The sequence below is a fragment of the Bdellovibrio sp. HCB2-146 genome, from assembly GCF_047345725.1.
GTDB lineage: Bacteria > Bdellovibrionota > Bdellovibrionia > Bdellovibrionales > Bdellovibrionaceae > Bdellovibrio.
Genome location: NZ_JBLEQP010000001.1, coordinates 68,947 through 87,286 on the forward strand (window position 1 = coordinate 68,947; position 18,340 = coordinate 87,286).

Sequence of the window (18,340 nt, forward strand, 5' to 3'; positions counted from 1 at the left end):
TGAAGTATTTTTACATCTTGGGCGCACGATGTATTTGATCTATTAGAATGGCGGAACGGGAACTTTGATCGCCAGACACAGCAAGCGCAGTTCTTCTTTGCGCCCTGCTTGGATAAATGGATTGATGATTTCTCTTAGGAGTTCTTTTTTCTTCAATAACGGTATATCACGATTCAACTGAATAAAACCTACGAGTTTTTGTTTTTCGATTGAATCAGAGCTGCGAAGCATTTCTAGGACATCCGCGGCACCCGGTTTTAATCCGCCAACTCCCGCCAGATTCGAACCTAAAAGAATGCGCGCATTGATCAACAACAATGCCTCTAACAAACTAATCTTTTGATCCATACGGAAGACTTCTTCCATCTTCGCCAAAAGTTCATCACGATCACGACTGCTCAGATTTTTCAGAGTCGCTAAAGCAAACTGGAACAAACTCACACGCACTTGAGGATCAGCCGACTCCACAAGTTCAGAAACTTTCAAGAAAACATTTTCAGATGCAAACTGTCCGCGCACATGTTCTTTAGCCTCTTGATATTTCTCTTGAGAATAGAACGTCAAAAGTGCCAACACTCCCCTTGCGACAGTTGGATCTTGCAACAACCCACGCACCGGATTGACCTGTGCTAAGATCGTTTCTGAAACCAAGCGGTTGTGTTCAGTCGGCGCCCCGATACTGGCAAGGATAATGTTTCCTGCTAACGGTGCTTCCGCCGTAAAGGCATTCGGTTTCGTTAGTTCCGGATCGCGCGCGATTTGGGTCGAGATGTCTTCGAAGAGATCTTCAATGCGACGACCAGGAACCAGCTTCCCGATGCGTTCGACCACGGGAGGATGCGACGCAAACCAATCAGAAAATTTTGATAAAATACCTTCAGCAAAAAAGATATGCGCATACTCGTCTTGGCGAACCGACAAGCTCGATCCCGCGCTTAAATTGATTTTCGCCAGCGCGCGGGCCAAAGCTTCCGGATTACGCGTAAACTGCGCAGAAGAAGCATCAGCTAAAAACTCTCTTTGCTGAGAAATAAAACTTTGAATCAAACGGCCAAAGAAATATCCCAAGGCACCAAACACCAAAAATGCCATACCAAACGGAACAGCCCCATTTTTCTTACGACTGCGCTCCGACGAAGTTCCACGCAACAACGCATGCCCCATTCGCACAAACGCCAGAAAGGAAGCCACCACTGCCGCCAGGCGCATATTCAATTTCAAATCTTCATTTAGCACATGACTGAACTCATGCCCGATCACCGCTTGCAATTCATCACGATTGAGCAGGGTCATGGTTCCTTTGGTCACACCAATCACGATGCTCCCAGGATCAGTTCCCGCCGCAAAGGCATTGATACTCTCTTCACTGTCTAAAACATAAACCTGCGGAATGGCCACACCTGAAGCAATCGCCATTTCTTCAACAACGTTTTTAAGACGCTTTTCTCGATCGGTTTTAGGATCGACAAGGAGTCGTCCACCTAACATCGCCGCTAATTTCGGACCGTTCGGAACCCGCAAAAGAAACACCCACGTCGTAAACGCAAAGATCAAACTCGAACCAATAAATGCCTTTATTTCAAGTTGTCCAAATTGAAACGGAGTTCGAGGAACCGCAGATTGCAAAAAGAAACTCACCATAATGGCGTTAAAGATAGACAGAACAACCACTGTCAGACAGAACAAGACAGCTAATGTGATCGTATTTCTGCGGGCAATTCTCTGCGCTTCAAAAAATCTCATTTAAGACTTAAGTAAAAGAAACTTTCACAGTCTCGCGTTCAACCGAGTTTGTGATTTCAAAGTTTGTCGCCATTTGAAAGTTAAAACTCTTGGCAACGATATTTGAAGGGAACATCTCACACTGATTATTATAATCCATCACGCCGTCATTATAAGCCTGACGTGCATAAGAGATTTTATTCTCTGTCGACGTCAATTCTTCCATCAATTGATTCATCGTCGTATTGGCTTTTAAATCCGGATAACTTTCCATCACCACACGAAGCTGACCCAATGCTTGTCCAAGCATACCCTCAGCTTGGACCAAGTTTTTCATTTCAGATCCATTTGTTGGATTGTGAGCAACGGCTTGATAAGCACCCATCGCTTGGTTACGCGCTTGAATAACTTTCTCAAGAGTGACCTGTTCGTGTTGCATATAAGCTTTCGCAGTTTCAACCAAGTTTGGAATAAGATCATAACGACGTTTGAGCTGCACGTCGATTTGCGCAAACGAGTTTTTCACATTGTTTTTAAGGCGTACCAATTTGTTAAAGATTGAAACAACGAAAAGGATAGCTGCAACTAAAACGACACCTAATACTAAACCGTTCATAAACCACTTACTCCTTCACAATTAAACACACTCAAAGTCTAATGGCAGATAAAGAGGCTTCCAACGAAGAATGCTCTTTCTCTACTTCCCTCCAGAGTCCAAAAGTGCGTTCAAATTAGTATCCACATCGGCATAAACCGCATCTCGCAAAACCGAGAAACAAGACCGGTTTTAAGAGTGAAAAAGCTGTTTCAGATCGACCAGTTTCAGATTGAGATTCTGTCTTATAACGACTAACTACTTTTCAGTCATTGTCGAGACTTTGGTTGACACCCCCCTTATTCAACTCGAACAAATGTCATCTGAATACCGGATCATACTAAGACCGTATTGATATCAACGACTTATCCAGTCGGCACGTCCCTTGAACTATTCACCTAGTAACAGGAGGACGCGGATATGAAAACGAAACATCTCAATATGATCCTTGCTTTTATCACCGCATCACTTGCGATCGTGGCTTTTAATAACTTTGCTTTTATCTCTTGGACAGGTCGCTCACTTGCGATCATTGAACAAGTGCACGAAGCCAGCCGCATCTCCCATGCAAAAGAACTCTTGGGTCAAAGCTACCTAGGTAGCGACGCTCAAAAGCTTGAAGGCGAAGACACTCTTAATCAAATGATCCTTGAGAAAGTCCAGGCGGGCCTTGCCCCACGCTGGAAATCACAAGCACACTCTATTGCAAGCACTGTTATCACTGAAGCTGCACGCTATAACTTCGATCCCATCTTTGTTTTAGCTGTGATTAAAACAGAGAGTAAATTCGATCCTCTCGTTGTGGGACGCTTTGGTGAAATCGGGCTTATGCAAATCAAGCCTGATACGGCCGAGTGGATTGCAAAGAAAAACCGTCTGCCTTGGTCTGGAAAAAGAACTTTGCAAAACCCAGCACAAAACATTCGTATCGGTCTTGCTTACATGAACTACCTGCGTGCAAAGTTTCAAAAAACACCAGTGAAGTACGTCAGCGCCTACAACATGGGCCCACTGAATGTGAAACGCTTGATCGCAAAAAATATCAAGCCAGCCGAATATAATGAACGCGTGATGAGAAACTACCATGACTTGTACTCCGTAATTGCGCAACACGATCTCGTGTCGAGTGTGGCCACCAACTAAGGTCTAAAATACGAGTGATTTTCGTTTACAAAACAAACTATCCTTTGGTTATGATTTCATGAACTGGCCCTCCCGAACATTGCATCGGGATTATGTTAAGTAACAAAGTACTTAGCAGAGGGCATCTATGCAACACGACTACCACTTGTGCGTTATTAATGGTCGAGAAGTTGAAACGGCACTTCTCTCTGACTATCAAAAAATTTATGAACACTGGCACTCTGTTTGGTCTCAGACTTTTAAAGAAGTCTCTGAAACAGCGGCATTGTTTTCTGATAATTTCACTCGGCAAGATGAAATCATCGCGGTGATGAAAGATGGCAAGTGTGTTTCTGCTGTCTGCCACCGCCTCTTTGATTTTCGTACAAAGGCCGCCCGCAATGATTCTTACTTTGAAGCTTGGCCGGATGATGCCTTTGAACGCTTAGGCAAAAACGGCCCAACAGTCGTCATTGCGGGGCAACTCAGTGTGGACCCAGCTTATCGTCGCACACAAAATGGCCTTCGTCTCAGTGAGCTGACAACTTATTTATCTCTCGGTCGCCTGGAAAAACTTAAAGTCGACGGGATTTCAATCGCAGCTCGCAATAGTCGTGGCATGGACTCACTCTTTAAAGTCTATAGTCCCGAAACACTTCGCGAAGAAATCACTCTGCACGGAGAACCCACCAGCCTCTTTGGCCTCTATCCGCCGACGATGACTTCTTCGGCAGTTCCCCTGCAGATTCAAAAGCTCGCCAAGGAGCTTTGGTCACAAGCTACGATGTCTCAATTTTTACATCCTATTTTTAAAACAAACGTTCAAGGAGAGAACAATGTCAACAAAACAGCAGCTTAATGAGCTGATGGCTTTTCATAAAACTAAAATGGAAGAACTTTCTCGCGTCGTTCACGACTGCCCTTGGGAAAACGAAGAGTTCTATGCCTCTTGGTGTGCGCAATCTTATAACTTCGTTTGCCATGCCACTCGCATCCTGGCTGCTTGTGCGGCTCGCTTGGGAATGGATGACAACGAACTTCATTTACGCTTTTTGGATCACTGCCAAGAAGAAAAAAATCACGAAAAATTGTACGAGCAAGATCTGCAATATCTCAGAAGAGATGCGAAGGATTATAAAGAACATCCAACGGCAGCTTTCTTGTATCAGAATCAGTACTATCACTGCGAGCACAATCACCCGACTGCGGTTTTTGGTGGCTTGTTCTATCTAGAAGGAGCTTCTGTTCACGCCGGTGTTGAAATCTATCGTCGTGCAAAGAAAGCGTTCTCCGAAGAGGCTTGTAACTTCCTACGTGTTCACGTGAACAACGACCAAGAACACTTGGACAAAGCCATTGCAGCGTTGAGCCTTTTGACTCCGCAACAATTGACATGGGTACATCAAGCTTATGATCAATTTAGTTGGACTTATGTGGCGATGCTAAAAGAATTAGCGGCTCAAGCACGTTCCGTGCACAAAGCCGCTTAAGAGAATTATATAAATGCCAGCGTTTCTTTGGGAAGTTCTTTTAGAACTTCCCCATGCTGGACGACCAAATACCCAAAGAAATTTTGCGGCCACGTATAGACCGGATACATTTTCTTAAACTGGACAAGAGATCTCAGTTGGTCGACCGAGAACTTTTCTTGCAGCAAGTGTTGCGGCAAATTCATCAAATCAACTGCTTCCATATTGTACGGACGAGTGCTCAAGGCAGTAATGGCACTGAACAACCCTTGATTGATCAACTGACCTCTTTCGTACAGCTCATAAAACTCATTCGTTAAAAGATCGAGAAGCGTGTAGCTGCAAACATCGAAGAATTCAAAATTACGGAATACTTGGATCAAATCTGTATTGTAGATCTCGATCACATCGCCAGGACGAATCTCGTCATAAGCTGTTTTATCAAAAATAAGACCCAAACGATCCGCACACATTTTAAGGAAGTATTTGTCGTCACCCGTTGTTTTCACATCCATCATTAAGACAGAGAAATATTCAAAACGAGCGAGAAAACGGACTTGTTCGGCAGCTGAAAGACTTAAGAGTTTTGTCACAGAACGTTCTGTGTAAGGTTTAACGTTGTGACCACGCTCTTGCAAAAGCACTGCAAAGCTCTCAAGCGTACCCAACACCCTTTGCACTTGCGCCGAAACACCTTTTGATGGGCTCGACACTCCTAAAATCTCTGACATTTGAACCTCTAGAAATACTCTCAATCCGCAATCACTGTAACCGAACCTTACCGAAAGTCCAAGAGGCCCTGTATTTTTTAATAAAAAAGGGAGCCTTTTGAGGACTCCCTTTCTCACTCTTAATTTTTGTAAACAAACGTTATACGTTTTTGTTCAGGAAATCGAGAATTGCGTCCTTAGGGTGATTGCCCACAAGTTGTCCCACTTCGCTGCCGCCTTTGAAAAGCAACATCGCCGGGATACCGCGAATGCCGTATTTTCCAGGTGTGCCAGGGTTCTCGTCGACATTTACTTTGACGATTTTTACTTTGCCACCCATTTCGCCCGCAACTTCTTCAAGTTTTGGAGCCAATGCGCGACAAGGTCCGCACCATTCCGCCCAGAAATCTACCAGCACGGGAGTTGAAGAATTCAATACTTCTTTCTCAAAAGAACCATCTGTTACTGCTACTGTTGTGCCCATAAACTGGCCTCCATCATTTCCTACTCTACACTAATAATTTGAGCATGAGAAACTTAACGTCAAGCTTCTCACCGATCAATTACTTTTTAAAAAGAGCTTTCGTAAAATCCCGGCGCAACTCATCGAGTTTATTGAGGTTCTCAGTGTCCCAATCCGCAACAAGTGCTTTTTGGCGTCGACGCGCCTCCACTCGGGTAATGGTGCTTTTAGGAGCGACCTTCACATCCTTTGTCATTTCGGCATAGCGAGCCATCTTCGCTTTTAAGCCGGCTTCGGCTTTCGCGAGCTCTTCTTGTGGATTTCCTTCGGCCCCTGAAGGACTTAGCGGCTCTTCTTCAACAAAGGTCTCAATTTTCTCAGGCTCAGGAGTACCTCCGCCGGTCAGCTCGCGCTCAAGGGCAGAAAGGTCCACATCAGGAAAAGCCTCCTCTGAAGTCAGTGAAAAGCCACTTTTTTCAGAGTCAGCTGCATTCATACGCTCGCCAAATCGGAACTCAACGCGACGGCGCTCTGAGTCTTCTTCGACATGCTCAGCGGCATCGGCCTCTTCTGAATTTCCCTTAACAAAGATCGCTTCTTCTTCCGGGGTGGTGCGTGATACACCGCCGCCGGTTTGATTGTTTTTACCCTGAGTATCAAGACTCATCTTATTCAGACGGTCCATGATAGCGCCCTCATCTTGTCCCGAAAGGCGTGCGATCACTTGAACAAGTCGCATCACCGGAACTGGCGCTTCAAGAATCATATCAACACGGATTTTGAGTAAATCTTGAGGAGCCGGTTTGGCGTTCGCTGGAAAAATTAAAATCGATTTTCCCTGCCAACGAGTCATTTCCTTGAGTCGTTTTCCAACACCAAGAGTCGTGACCTTCCCACCGCGGCCCGAGCCGACAACAACTTCAGGATTAAATCCCAACATCTGATCTGCGAGTGAATATTCACTCGAAACACCTAATACGTCGAAACCCACACGCTTCAGTGTCGCTTCAACATTCATCAAATCTGCGTAATCTTCGTAGACCAGGAGGACCTTACTCATGTAACTATTGTCAGGTAAGGTGAACTTAGCGTCAACTGCAGCCTAACCAGACGATAGGCGCGGTGACTCAGTTCAAAACTCTGTCTAGAATGGCAACACATGCTCAGTCTATTTAATGGCAAAAAAGCCGCGCAGTACATTTTCTTTGAGATGCTTCCAAGCTTTATCCTAGGCTTGCTCGTTTTTGTCTCGATCATTTTAATGTTCCAAGTTCTCCGCCTCACGGAATTCGCACTTGTTCATGGAGTCGCCATGAAGACAATTGCGGAAATCATCGGTTATGTGGTGATTTCACTTTTACCGGTGCTTTTCCCGATGGCCTTGTTGTTTTCTGTTTTACTCACCTATGGCCGCCTCTCACAAGATTCTGAAATCGTGGCGATGAAAGCTTCTGGTCTGCACATGGGCCTGCTCCTTCTACCCGCTTTGATCCTTGCCGGACTTGTCGGCGCTCTTTCTGCGCAGATGTCCTTCAACATCGCACCCTGGGGAAATCGCCAGTTCGAAGTTCTCTATACGCGCTTAGCGAGTACCAAAGCAGGTGCAGTGATTAAAGAAGGGACTTTTGCCGAAGGATTTTTCGACATGGTTGTCTATGCCAATCATGTGAATTCCGACAAAGGTATTTTGCAGAATGTATTTATTTATGACGAAAAAAGTGGCGATGTTCCTCTGACAATTATTGCCAAAGAAGGCCAGATCATTCCCGACCCAGAACGCCCAGGACATGAAGTTTTACTTCGTCTGAATCGCGGTGAAATTCACCGCCAAGCCAAAACACATACAAAGATCAGCTTTGATACTTACGATGTGCATATTTCAGAGCCCGTGAATTTGGAAGAGAAAGCTAAGTCTCCGCAATCACTCACCCTGGCTGAAGTACGAGAGCGTCTGCAACAGCCGATTGAAAACGATGAAGACCGCCGCACACTTCAAACCGAATACCACAAACGTTGGGCTATTTCTGTTCTTTGTGTGGTCTTTGCGATGATTGGTGTGGGCTTAGGAACAACGACAAATCGTCGTGCCGCGAAAGCTGGTGGCATGATCATGTGTATCGGTTTGATTATCTTCTATTGGGTCTTGTACATCGCAGCCGAAGGCATGGCGCGAGGCGGAGCTATTCCAGTTGCGGTCGCTATTTGGGCACCGAATGTCATCTTTGGAATTTTGGGCTTTGAATCTTTAAGAAGGAATTGGAATTAGAACTTTTCCGAAAAATTAGAGCGATGCAGTAGCATCCTTACCACCACGGTCATCCTTGACCACATCGCCCCTCCCTGATTCAGATGTTAGGGGTAAATATAGGGGCGATGCAAAAGATTTTTTTAGATCATTTCATTTTTTTCGCAAGGATTTTGGCAACTTACACTCATCACTATATATAGGGTGACAGCTCTAGATTAACCCCTATCTGTACTGGGGACAACTTTTCACTTTCTAACTCAGAGTGAAAAAACATGGATAGATCTTGAGCATCTCGCACAAGTTGCGCTCCTTCAGAAAGCAAATCCAAGCTGCCCTGAAAGTTCGGATCGCGCGGATGACCAGGCACCACCCAAACAGGTCTGCCCAGCTGTGCGGCCTGTTGAGCTGTAATCAATGTGCCACTTCTCTTACGTGCTTCAACAATTAAACTCGCGCGCCCTAAAGCTGCAATCAAACGGTTGCGATGATGGAACAGATGTTTGTGCATTCTTTGTTGATAGTCATATTCGCTAATAAAGGCGCCACCGACAGAAAACACAGGCTGTATCCATTCTTTTAAATTGGCGGGATAAAATTCTCCAAGGCCCGATGGCAGAATCACCAGTGTAGGTACTTTTTTTCTTAAAGCGATGCTGTGAGATTTTTGATCCACTCCCCGCGCGCCACCACTGACAACACAGATTTTTTCTTTTTCAATAAATGGAGCTAAATCTTGTTCCATCCATTCCAGGGATTCTCTTTGTGGCTCGCGACTGCCAACAACGGCCAAGGCCGGACCTTTCTTCCAAGCCGGCTCTCCCCAATAAGAAAGTGTCAGAGGCGGATCCTCCATGCGATAGCATTCTGTGGGGTAATCGTTCTCACCGAAACACAGCAATTGAATTCCCAATAGCTGCAGAGGACGTAAAGACTCTTTAAGTTCCTTCGCGAGAGTTTGATTTTTATCCAGATATTGATACATGTCTGGCCAATGGATTTTTAACCCAGCCATTAAACCGTCGGGATTAAGTTCATTACTCGCTGCAAGTCGCAGGTAAGTTTCTTGCCAGCGGAAAGAATCAAGAGTGTATCGAGGATGGGCCTTAATGATTTGCGAAAGTATATAAAGTTCGTTCATGTAAAGAGTTCTTTGCAAAAAACAAAGAACTCTTCAGAACGAATTAAAGTTCCAGATCAGTATCGTCGGATCCGGATTCCGCCGGAGCGGCAGGAGTTTCAGGAGAATTTTCAAATTCTTTTTCAAGGTCGCTCTCAGTGCCCGTGTCAAATGAGGACGCGGGAGCCGCTGAAGCATGCACCGCTCGTGTTCCCACAACGTCGCCAGGCATGATATCAGCACTTGCGTTCGTTACGTACCCAGTTGCAAATCCCGGAGCGACATTCACGATTTTCACCTGACCAATCACGCGGTCGATAATGTTGGCTTGGGTTTTCTTATTACGCAGCTTTTCGTCCGCGTAAATATTCAAACTCTGTCCGACCTGCAAACCCGCTTGGGCACCGGCATCGATAAACACCAATGCTTGCGTACCAAAAATGAAACGCTTCTTTTCATATTGTCCGCCGATAATAGTTCCACCCACTCCTGTTGTGACAGGTGTTTTACGCGGATCAATCTGTGGCAGGCGTCCCGGAGTTAACACAGCTCCCACATCAAGTGGCACGATGGATTTAGTCACCATTGCACGATAAATGTTTTTTTCTGAGTTCACTTTTTCCAAGATTTCTAGCTCAGCTTGGTATTCGATCATTTGACCTGAACGACCGCGATGCGCTGGATCTGGAATTTTGTCACCATTGCGACGAGCAACATAGTGCTTCTCTGGTGGTTGATCCATTTGCACGTACACGTATTGAAATTCACTTGCTGTTTTAGAATCAACTTCCGTTGAACTCACATATCCGGCACCAATGACCGGGCCATCGTTGAGGTAATAGCCCAAATATTCAGTTGCCGGAGGAAATTGATTTTTCGGAAGCTCAATTTCAACCACGGTGCGACTTTCCGCAATCGCAGCTCTGTGCTGCGGGATACTTGCTGGAATTTTCTTAAGAACAGCTGTGCGCTTACGACGCGATGGAGGCAAAGTCAGAATTTCTTTATTACCGTCACCTGTGTCGACAAGAATATTGTGCTGCTGTTCAGCTGTTGTTGCGACACTTTCTGCAGATGCCAACTCCAATGTTGGTGCATCTTCGATGTCTCCAGCAAAAAACTGAATGGCCATAGATGGATTGATCTCATGCGGATTCAAGATCGATCCTTTATTAAGTGACCACACCTTCGGCCAAAAATGACTGTCACCAAAAAGCGTTTGCGAGATATCCCAAAGTGTATCGCCCTTTTGTACGCTATAGGTTTCCGCTTGGCGATTTCCCAAAGCCTTCGTCCACGCTTCTACTGGAGTGGGATTCTCGTTGTACTTTTTGTAGATGTCATGAAACCGTGACTCTTTTGAATAATCCGGTTCTTCTTGGGCTTGCGCTAGGCAAGCCGTCAACACACAGGCTGAAATCAACGAGATGTTTTTTCTTCTCACACGCGCATCCTTGCTCAGGTGATTTATTTAATCATTTTCAGTTCGGCATCAGCGCGGAAAGATTCCGGGCTGCCTGGGTATCTCGAACGAACCTCAGCGAGGTTGCGACGAGAAAACTCTGGAAGGTTCATTTTCTTATATGTCATCGCTTTGGCGAACTTTGCAGCGACCACACGGTTGCTGCGCGGATAGTCTTTTTCAATACGACCGAAGAAGCGAATCGCCTCTGCGTAGTTCCCATGATCCACCGCCATGCGTCCGGCTAAGAACAATGCATTATCTGCATAGGGACTTTGCGGGAAGCGAGACATCAAACTTTGCAAGCGACTCTTAAATCCAATTTCATCATCACGCTGATAAGCGCCTACCATTTCAGCATAAAGAGTCGTATCACTTTCTTTCGAAACATCTTTTCCCGTTAGTTCTACCAACAAAGATTCTTTCGAAAGATCGTTCTGTGCGCCTTTAAATGGTGCTTTTGTTTTCGCCGTGACGAGTAAAGGTAAACTGATAAGGACCGTTGCTGCCAATCGTCTAAGTTGCTTCATCTGTCGACACCCCAATCTATAAGACTAGTATGACACGCATCGAGAAGTGCAAACAAGCAGGAGTTATCCACATAAAATGTTGAGTTACTGCAATACTAGACCTTAGACCTATTCATTATCAAGGCTTTGAGCGAATTGCATATACTTTGAGCACGACTTAAATACATGTTTTTACTGACGAATACTGCATTAAAGCACTGTAATTAAGCTCTTGAATTTCAGATCTTAAAATCCGACCACGTTAGACGCGCGGACTCAATTACAGATCATGTTAGAAACCAGATATGCAGTGAAAATTGCTAACTCATTAAAACTATGATCATTCTGCTATTTCTTGCTCTGAGCTTAAGCACTCCACTGAGTGTTGAATTGCTGAATTACACATCAGATTTCGCAATCGGTTTTCACCTAAAATGTGACGATCTGCTGCCGCAAACTTCTGCAAGTCACGCATCCTTGGCAGCTCTTATATGTGGAGCGAATTTGCCGACCTCCACTCTGCAGAACGATCTTTTACGCAGCTCCCTGATTCATGCTTACGTGGTCTCGGGATCTCACCTGCTGCTACTTGATCAATTTTTCAGCATCTTCAAAATTCCAGGGCTTGTAAGATTTCTGTTTTTAAGTTTTTACTCTCTGATCGCAGGTTGGCAGGCACCTGTTGTGCGTGCACTTCTGTCATGGATTTTCACGGCTACAAAATTTCGGATGCGCCTGTCTATTCCATCGGACTTGCTTGTTGCCATCGCAGGAATGACTTGCTTGCTTCTTTTTCCAGCGTGGTGGTCTTCACTTTCATTGATTTTAAGTTGGTGTGCCTCGCTGGCACTGAGTGCCGTGGGTCTGTTTCGTATTCGAAAAACTTTTCCACGAATTTTTGCCACTCAATTGTGCATTTTTGTTTTTATGAGTTTTCCACTCTGGGGTTGGGGCAATCTGCATCCACTGAGTGTGCTATTCAATCTGACTTTAATGCCGTTTATTTCTTTGATTCTATTCCCCACGGCTATCTTAGGATTTCTTTTTCCACCTGCTTTGTTTCTTTTTGAACACAGTGAAAGTTTATTTCGCTGGATTCTTGAGCACGGAACAGAACCGATTCAATTGGTGCGAAGTTCTTCGCTGCCTCCCGGGTATTCATGGATGTGGATAACTGCATGGCATGTGGTGATCCACTTTTTTAGAATCCACACTCGTCAGGGACGGGATCACTCATGAGAAATTTTGTGTTTCTATTTTCACTGTTATTTTTTAGCTCCAGTTTTACAACGGAAGTTTTTGTACGGAAGTATTTTATCGTCTGGAATGTGGGACAGGGACAATGGACAACGTGGACAGATGCTACGAAGTGTTTGCACTTTGATCGCGGCGGCGAGTTTTTTCCACAGAAGAAGGCCAGCAAACTTTGCCAACAAAAAGAGCAGAGAATGTTTGTGAGTCACTGGGATTGGGATCATGTTGGCGGTATTGGGGCTTTGTCTAAGACTTCTTGTTTGGAAAAGCCGCCGCTTGGTCGGAGTAGTAAGCGGAAAGAAAAACTGATTCAGGGGTTTTCGCGATGTTCTGATAATACAGATTTGGTGACAACGTGGATTCCCCGTTTAAGCAAAATTTCAAACGCCAATTCTCAAGTTTTTAAAATCCAGAATGTTTTAATTCCCGGTGATTCCACCATCGCAGAAGAAAATCGTTGGTCGCACGAAGTGCCATTACAAGACGTCGGCATTTTGGTTTTAGGTCATCATGGAAGTCGTACAAGCACTTCAGAAAATTTATTAAAAGCCATGCCGCATTTAAAGCACGCCGTGAGTTCCGCCAGATGGAGACGTTACAAACATCCCCATGCCGAAATCATTTCCAGATTGCAGAGATACAAGATACCTCTGCTCCGAACAGAGGACTGGGGAAATATCTGGTTTGAACAATAGATCTCGTTAGCTTTGGATTTTTTCCGCATTGGAGTTTTTAAGGCGAGTCGAGAGCGTCTTTACCAATGCCTTTGACCATGCAGGTCTTGAGAAAAGAACTTTATCTAAGCTTGCATGCGGAATTTCAATGAGTTCGCAATCTGTCGTACTCATGACGTTTGCTGAGCGTGGTTCGCCGTGAATGTAAGCCATTTCACCTACGAACTCCCCTGCACCGATTTCACCAAGTAAGATGTCTTGTCCATTCTCGGTCTTGAAGGCTTTTAAACTGCCACGCTTAACCAAGAAGATAGACTCAGCTGCTTCACCGTCACGGATCAGATATTCATTCGGCGCTAGGAATCGTAATGCGTAGTTGGCATTGTCACCATTGGTGATCCAGTTCATTGCGCGATTCACGTGCTGAATAAAAATGTCTTTTTTCACCGGACGATTCAAAATATGAACCTGCCCTGTTACGACAGCATCCACGAATTGTGTGTCGTCGGATTTTGAAGAGACAAATACAATAGCGATTTTTTCTTTGCGATTCAAAAGGCGATCGACCAATTCAGAGCCATTCATTTTTGGCAGGTCCGCATCGACGATCACGACATTCGGAGGAACGTTATCAATTTTAAAGAGCGCCTCAAGGCCATCAGCGGCCGTAAACACTGTGACACCTTGAATATGCTTGCGGAGTGCGAGCTCAAAGGACTCCGCCTCTTGTGGGTTGTGAGAGGCGATAAGAAAGATGCGTTTGTTTTCTAACTCTGCTGCCATTATTTCGGCCCCCGTACTTTATCTTTAAATGATAAAATCTTTCGCTGAGAGAGCAATCAAATGGCAGTCCTGCTCGACCTAGGTGAAGAGTCCAATTTCAGAATAAAAAAAGCCCACTGTTACCAGTGGGCTCTAAATATTCTTTTTGTAATAAAATTAGAAGCTCTTCTTAACCGTATCTACAACGTATTGAAGCTCTTCCGGAGTGATGTATGCAAAGCATGGAAGATTCAAAACCGCTTGAGAAATGTAGTGAGCATTTCCGTTGTCGATTTTGCCAGCCAAGTGGCCTGCAGAACCAGATTGTTTGCTCATTGCGCCCGGATAGATTGTACCGTAACCAACATTTGCTTTTTTCAAATTCTCAATCAATGCAGGACGAAGTGAAGGTTCGATCATCGCAACTGCGCAGTAACCGTTCTCAGTCACCTTACCGCCCGCACGAACTGGTTTCAAAGGCAAACCTTGCAAAGACTCTTCGTAGAATTTCACTGCGTTCATACGGCTCTTAATACGAGCATCGATGTGGCGCAAAGACATATTCAAGAACAAAGACTCATAAGCACCGATACGAGAGTTCCAACCGATCATACCGTGTGAATAGTGATCTGTACGACCGTGGTTGATCAAGGTGCGGCAGTTTTTAGCCCACTCATCGTTTGCTGTAAAGATCGCGCCCGCATCACCTGAAGCACCCAAAACTTTTGCTGGATAGAATGATGTTGTCGAAATCGCCGCTGTTCCCAAGATCGACTGACCGTCGATTTCAGTACCAAAACATTGCGCACCGTCTTCGATCAAGATCACGCCGTTGTCTTTAGCATATTTTCTGATTTCCAAAGTATCAGGTGTTGCCCAACCGTAAAGGTGAACCATCACGGCCGCTTTTGGTTTGAATTGCTCAACTGCTTGTTTGAAAGTTGCAAGATCCCAGTGGCAAGCCGTGCGATTCACATCCACAGTCACAGGATTTGCGCCCACATTCACAACCGCTTCGAAAGTCGCCCAGAACGTCATATCTGGAACAAGAACTTTATCGTTCTTTTCAACACCCACCGCACGCAAAGCAATTTGAATCGCATCAGTTCCATTCGCACAACCGATTGCGTGTTTTGATTTTGTGTACTTTGCCAAATTTGCTTCCATCTCAGCAACGATAGGACCACCTACGAATTGAGTCTTATCAAAAAGAGAAGCTACGCCCGCCAAAAATTCATCGCGGAAACCAGGCTCAAAACGATTTAAGGTGATAAATGGGACTTGTTGAATGCTCATATAATCTCTCTCAATCAAAAGTTTTTTTATAAAGATCTGATGAGGAAATTTTCCGATAGCTTTAAGAAATTTGCAAATACTCCCTATGACGGGCTGTCTTAAGCTCTAGACTGTATCTAACTCACAACAAAAAGGTGGTGTCTACAGGCCACACTTGCCCCTCTATGAGGCAAATGGACCATAGACCTTAGGGTCAAGACTGAATTTTCCTCTATTCCTTCATGCACGCGGACATTTCAATGTCGATGCGCTTTGATAGAAGGTAAGTTCTTAATCCCTTGCAAAGCATCTCAACCGTTTCTTGAACAACAGGTGAATCACCGGGCAATGAGATCTCAGTATGGACGACTTCTCCTCTGCCATCTTGGCATGCCTCGTACGTCAAAATAGATTGAGTTTTTACTTCACCGTGGCTGTTTCTAATAACTTTTGGAGCCGTGCAAGGTTTTCGTACATCGATGATTTCGTGACGATCGTAGACCTGAGCCTGGGCTTGGGCCGCGAATACAAAAAAGAGTGCAATGATAACTCTAAACATAAAGCCCTCCACAATTGGGTTTGTTTATGCTCTGGTTATAGCAGCGAGAAGCGAAATATCCTAGTTCACTGATTGTTTAGAGCCAAAAGGCATAGACTAAATTCAAAAAACGACCACGGAATTTACACTATCGATTTTGAAATGCCTTGCTTACGACTGCTAAAATGGCTTGAATAATTTAATGGAAACACAGAATTGCACGAAAGCAATGGGAGGCGATCGGTTATGTCCGCTGGTGATTGGAAAGAAATGTACAATGCGGCTGCCAATGGAAATTTTGAACTCGTGCAGTATCATATCAAAAATGGCATTAATCCAAATTATCAACATCCCGAAATTCTTTCGACTGCATTGGTGGCGAGCATCGTTTCGGGTCACACGCAGATTGCCATTTTTCTTTTAGAGAACGGGGCCGATCCAGCGCTGTTGTCAGAGTTCGACAACATGACTCCCCTGCAGGCTGCAAAGCTTTATCAACGACAAGAAATTCTGGCGATACTTGAACAGCGTCTGCCACCGGAATCAATTTTAAGCAAAATAAAAAGATTTTTTATACGCTCTCACAGAGGCAATTAAAGACAACATCAACACCCTGAAAAGGATGATCGCATCTTCACTAAAACCGAAGATGTTCATTTTAATTATCTATTTTTCGAATGGGTTGAATTTCGATAGGCTTAAGTTCACTGGAGGTCTATATGAAATGCCCGACATGCAAAGAACCAAATTTAGTAATCTCAGAACGACAAGGCATTGAAATCGACTACTGCCCGGAGTGCCGTGGCGTATGGCTTGATCGTGGTGAGCTTGATAAAATTCTTGAGCGTTCTCAACAAAACGCAGCCCCTTCCCGTCCGGCTCAAGAAACTTACGCGCAACCACAGCAACACAATCCTTACCAACAAGGCCCTTATCAAAAGCCTTACAAGCGTAAGAAATCGTTCCTTGAAGAAATCTTTGACTAACCCCATGACGGCACTCTGCGCAAGCGGAGCGCCGATCCCCTCATCTAGGTTGCAGCTCAGGTTGCAACCTAGACCTTTTATTAAAAGTTACATATAATTTACATATCTTGTTTGACTTGGTCTTTGGTCATCTTTTATCGTGATATTGTCTTTTTGAGACATAAATAATCGGAAATCACCTTATTTCGTCTATATATATGTAGCTATTTTATAACTACAGGTCTATTTATATATAGACGATATAGTATTATAAGTCTATACATAGGTAGACGAATATAAAGGTGATTTATGGCTGCTAAAACTGCAAAACTCCGAAGAAACCAACTAGATCGATTTTTCCAAGGCAAGCTTCAGGTCTTCTCTCTGAAAGCACCTAAGGATGGCTGGGTGAAAGAAATCCGCCAAGCTCTGGGAATGTCGATGTCAGATCTTGGTGCTCGTTTGAATGTGATTAAGCAGCGAATAGAGCGCATTGAAAAAGACGAAGTCGCTGGCAAGGTCACGGTACAAACCTTGCGCGAAACGGCCGAGGCCTTAAATTGCGAACTCGTTTATTTCTTTGTCCCTAAAGGAGAAGGCCTGCAAGCCACTCTCGAAAAACAAGCTCGATTGGCAGCACAAGAAGTGGTGCAAAAAACAGAGCATACGATGCGCCTTGAAAAACAAGATACATCGCGCGCCTCGCAAGAAGAACTCATTCGCGAAATCACGCAAGAGCTTCTCGCAAAAGAAGACAAAAAAATATGGAAGTTAACAAGTGAAAATAGAAAGCCCGCCAAACGCCACTCCCCTTGATCAAGACAGTCTGAACGGACTGATCCCGGGACTTACTACGCAAGCTGAGTTGGATGAGTTTGAGGCGGCTGGAATTGCCCGCGCTACACTGTGGGCAATGAGCAGTCGTCGTTTGAAGACTGATTTACTTTCTGCTTCTGGCTTATGCCTGCTGCATCGAAAAATGTTCGGCGATACTTGGAAGTGGGCGGGACTTTTTCGCACCCGTGAAACCAATATTGGCGTCTCTCCTTCTCGCATTCAAAATGATCTAAAAATTCTTTTGGATGATGTTCATTTTTGGCTACAAAACCAAACTTTTTCAACTGACGAAATCATTGCAAGATTTCATCACCGCTTGGTTTTGATCCACCCCTTCCCCAACGGTAACGGGCGCTTTTCACGTCTGGCGGCAGATCTCTTAGCGGATCAATTAGAGTGCCCCAGCTTTTCATGGGGCAAGGCCAATCTGACAAAGGCAGGCTCGTCTCGAGAACGCTATATCTCGGCCTTGAAAAAAGCTGATACGAATGAGCTTTATCACGATTTGTTAAATTTTATGCGCAGTTAACCAGCTCATCCTTGTGAGGATATATCTAAGCGCTCAAGTTTGAGACCCACTAAAATACCTCTATAAACTGGCATCGTCTTAGCAATGAT

The 18,340-nt window shown here is 44.7% G+C and carries 21 protein-coding genes; 10 read left to right on the forward strand and 11 right to left on the reverse strand.

Annotated elements, in window-relative coordinates:
- Nucleotides 1-42 precede the first annotated feature (42 nt).
- Together ACLWOR_RS00290 and ACLWOR_RS00295 are read right to left on the reverse strand one after the other, a co-directional pair.
- Nucleotides 43-1,743, reverse strand: coding sequence for a M48 family metallopeptidase (locus ACLWOR_RS00290; protein ID WP_413938654.1), 1,701 nt, complete (start codon nt 1,741-1,743; stop codon nt 43-45).
- Nucleotides 1,744-1,750: 7 nt separating this feature from the next.
- Complete coding sequence (locus ACLWOR_RS00295; protein WP_413938655.1) at nt 1,751-2,338, reverse strand: LemA family protein; 588 nt, start codon at nt 2,336-2,338, stop codon at nt 1,751-1,753.
- Between the two features lie 399 nt (nt 2,339-2,737).
- Here ACLWOR_RS00295 and ACLWOR_RS00300 point away from each other — a divergent pair, with 399 nt between their 5' ends.
- The 3 genes from ACLWOR_RS00300 to ACLWOR_RS00310 all read left to right on the forward strand — a co-directional run bounded on the left by ACLWOR_RS00300 (nt 2,738) and on the right by ACLWOR_RS00310 (nt 4,929).
- Nucleotides 2,738-3,460: a lytic transglycosylase domain-containing protein gene (locus ACLWOR_RS00300; protein WP_413938656.1), complete on the forward strand. Its 723-nt coding sequence runs from the start codon at nt 2,738-2,740 to the stop codon at nt 3,458-3,460.
- A gap of 127 nt (nt 3,461-3,587) precedes the next feature.
- Nucleotides 3,588-4,298, forward strand: coding sequence for a hypothetical protein (locus ACLWOR_RS00305; RefSeq protein ID WP_413938657.1), 711 nt, complete (start codon nt 3,588-3,590; stop codon nt 4,296-4,298).
- Complete coding sequence (locus ACLWOR_RS00310) at nt 4,276-4,929, forward strand: iron-containing redox enzyme family protein (protein WP_413938658.1); 654 nt, start codon at nt 4,276-4,278, stop codon at nt 4,927-4,929. The genes ACLWOR_RS00305 and ACLWOR_RS00310 overlap by 23 nt, the downstream gene beginning before the upstream one ends.
- A gap of 5 nt (nt 4,930-4,934) precedes the next feature.
- Here ACLWOR_RS00310 and ACLWOR_RS00315 read toward each other — a convergent pair whose 3' ends face one another.
- The 3 genes from ACLWOR_RS00315 to ACLWOR_RS00325 all read right to left on the reverse strand — a co-directional run bounded on the left by ACLWOR_RS00315 (nt 4,935) and on the right by ACLWOR_RS00325 (nt 7,141).
- Nucleotides 4,935-5,639 carry a hypothetical protein gene (locus ACLWOR_RS00315; RefSeq protein WP_413938659.1) on the reverse strand — a complete coding sequence of 235 codons (705 nt, stop codon included), beginning with the start codon at nt 5,637-5,639 and terminating at the stop codon, nt 4,935-4,937.
- 139 nt (nt 5,640-5,778) lie between these two features.
- Nucleotides 5,779-6,102 carry a thioredoxin gene (gene trxA, locus ACLWOR_RS00320; RefSeq protein ID WP_413938660.1) on the reverse strand — a complete coding sequence of 108 codons (324 nt, stop codon included), beginning with the start codon at nt 6,100-6,102 and terminating at the stop codon, nt 5,779-5,781.
- Between the two features lie 79 nt (nt 6,103-6,181).
- On the reverse strand, nt 6,182-7,141 hold the full coding sequence (locus ACLWOR_RS00325) for a hypothetical protein (RefSeq protein ID WP_413938661.1): 960 nt from the start codon (nt 7,139-7,141) through the stop codon (nt 6,182-6,184).
- A gap of 99 nt (nt 7,142-7,240) precedes the next feature.
- Between ACLWOR_RS00325 and lptF the strand changes: the two genes are divergently transcribed.
- Complete coding sequence (gene lptF / locus ACLWOR_RS00330; RefSeq protein WP_413938662.1) at nt 7,241-8,347, forward strand: LPS export ABC transporter permease LptF; 1,107 nt, start codon at nt 7,241-7,243, stop codon at nt 8,345-8,347.
- A 172-nt stretch (nt 8,348-8,519) separates the two neighbouring features.
- Here lptF and ACLWOR_RS00335 read toward each other — a convergent pair whose 3' ends face one another.
- From ACLWOR_RS00335 to ACLWOR_RS00345, 3 genes are read right to left on the reverse strand one after another with little or no spacing between them, the layout of a single operon-like run.
- Nucleotides 8,520-9,485 (reverse strand): DNA-processing protein DprA, encoded by a 966-nt coding sequence (locus tag ACLWOR_RS00335; protein WP_413938663.1) that lies wholly within the window; start codon nt 9,483-9,485, stop codon nt 8,520-8,522.
- A gap of 25 nt (nt 9,486-9,510) precedes the next feature.
- Nucleotides 9,511-10,890, reverse strand: a complete 1,380-nt coding sequence (locus ACLWOR_RS00340; protein ID WP_413938664.1) for a LysM peptidoglycan-binding domain-containing protein — start codon at nt 10,888-10,890, stop codon at nt 9,511-9,513.
- 23 nt (nt 10,891-10,913) lie between these two features.
- A complete protein-coding gene (locus tag ACLWOR_RS00345; protein ID WP_413938665.1) occupies nt 10,914-11,438 on the reverse strand; it encodes a tetratricopeptide repeat protein in 525 nt (174 codons plus the stop codon).
- A 315-nt stretch (nt 11,439-11,753) separates the two neighbouring features.
- On the opposite strand from ACLWOR_RS00345, the gene ACLWOR_RS00350 reads away from it, so the two are divergent.
- Both ACLWOR_RS00350 and ACLWOR_RS00355 read left to right on the forward strand, forming a co-directional pair.
- A complete protein-coding gene (locus tag ACLWOR_RS00350; protein WP_413938666.1) occupies nt 11,754-12,656 on the forward strand; it encodes a ComEC/Rec2 family competence protein in 903 nt (300 codons plus the stop codon).
- Nucleotides 12,657-12,664: 8 nt separating this feature from the next.
- Entirely contained in the window at nt 12,665-13,366 is a 702-nt protein-coding gene (locus tag ACLWOR_RS00355) for a ComEC/Rec2 family competence protein (protein WP_413938667.1), read from the forward strand.
- A 6-nt stretch (nt 13,367-13,372) separates the two neighbouring features.
- Here ACLWOR_RS00355 and ACLWOR_RS00360 read toward each other — a convergent pair whose 3' ends face one another.
- The 3 genes from ACLWOR_RS00360 to ACLWOR_RS00370 form a co-directional block, all read right to left on the reverse strand.
- Complete coding sequence (locus tag ACLWOR_RS00360; RefSeq protein ID WP_413938668.1) at nt 13,373-14,128, reverse strand: cyclic nucleotide-binding domain-containing protein; 756 nt, start codon at nt 14,126-14,128, stop codon at nt 13,373-13,375.
- Between the two features lie 156 nt (nt 14,129-14,284).
- Nucleotides 14,285-15,403, reverse strand: a complete 1,119-nt coding sequence (locus tag ACLWOR_RS00365) for a DegT/DnrJ/EryC1/StrS family aminotransferase (RefSeq protein ID WP_413938669.1) — start codon at nt 15,401-15,403, stop codon at nt 14,285-14,287.
- 211 nt (nt 15,404-15,614) lie between these two features.
- Nucleotides 15,615-15,941 (reverse strand): hypothetical protein, encoded by a 327-nt coding sequence (locus ACLWOR_RS00370; RefSeq protein ID WP_413938670.1) that lies wholly within the window; start codon nt 15,939-15,941, stop codon nt 15,615-15,617.
- A gap of 225 nt (nt 15,942-16,166) precedes the next feature.
- Here ACLWOR_RS00370 and ACLWOR_RS00375 point away from each other — a divergent pair, with 225 nt between their 5' ends.
- From ACLWOR_RS00375 to ACLWOR_RS00390, 4 genes are all read left to right on the forward strand, one after another.
- Nucleotides 16,167-16,517, forward strand: a complete 351-nt coding sequence (locus ACLWOR_RS00375) for an ankyrin repeat domain-containing protein (protein ID WP_413938671.1) — start codon at nt 16,167-16,169, stop codon at nt 16,515-16,517.
- A gap of 122 nt (nt 16,518-16,639) precedes the next feature.
- Entirely contained in the window at nt 16,640-16,906 is a 267-nt protein-coding gene (locus ACLWOR_RS00380; RefSeq protein WP_413938672.1) for a zf-TFIIB domain-containing protein, read from the forward strand.
- A 288-nt stretch (nt 16,907-17,194) separates the two neighbouring features.
- Nucleotides 17,195-17,701 (forward strand): mobile mystery protein A, encoded by a 507-nt coding sequence (locus tag ACLWOR_RS00385; RefSeq protein ID WP_413938673.1) that lies wholly within the window; start codon nt 17,195-17,197, stop codon nt 17,699-17,701.
- The gene (locus tag ACLWOR_RS00390) at nt 17,664-18,251 is read left to right on the forward strand and encodes a mobile mystery protein B (RefSeq protein ID WP_413938674.1); all 588 of its coding nucleotides are present in this window, start codon (nt 17,664-17,666) and stop codon (nt 18,249-18,251) included. The genes ACLWOR_RS00385 and ACLWOR_RS00390 overlap by 38 nt, the downstream gene beginning before the upstream one ends.
- The last annotated feature ends 89 nt before the right edge of the window (nt 18,252-18,340 follow it).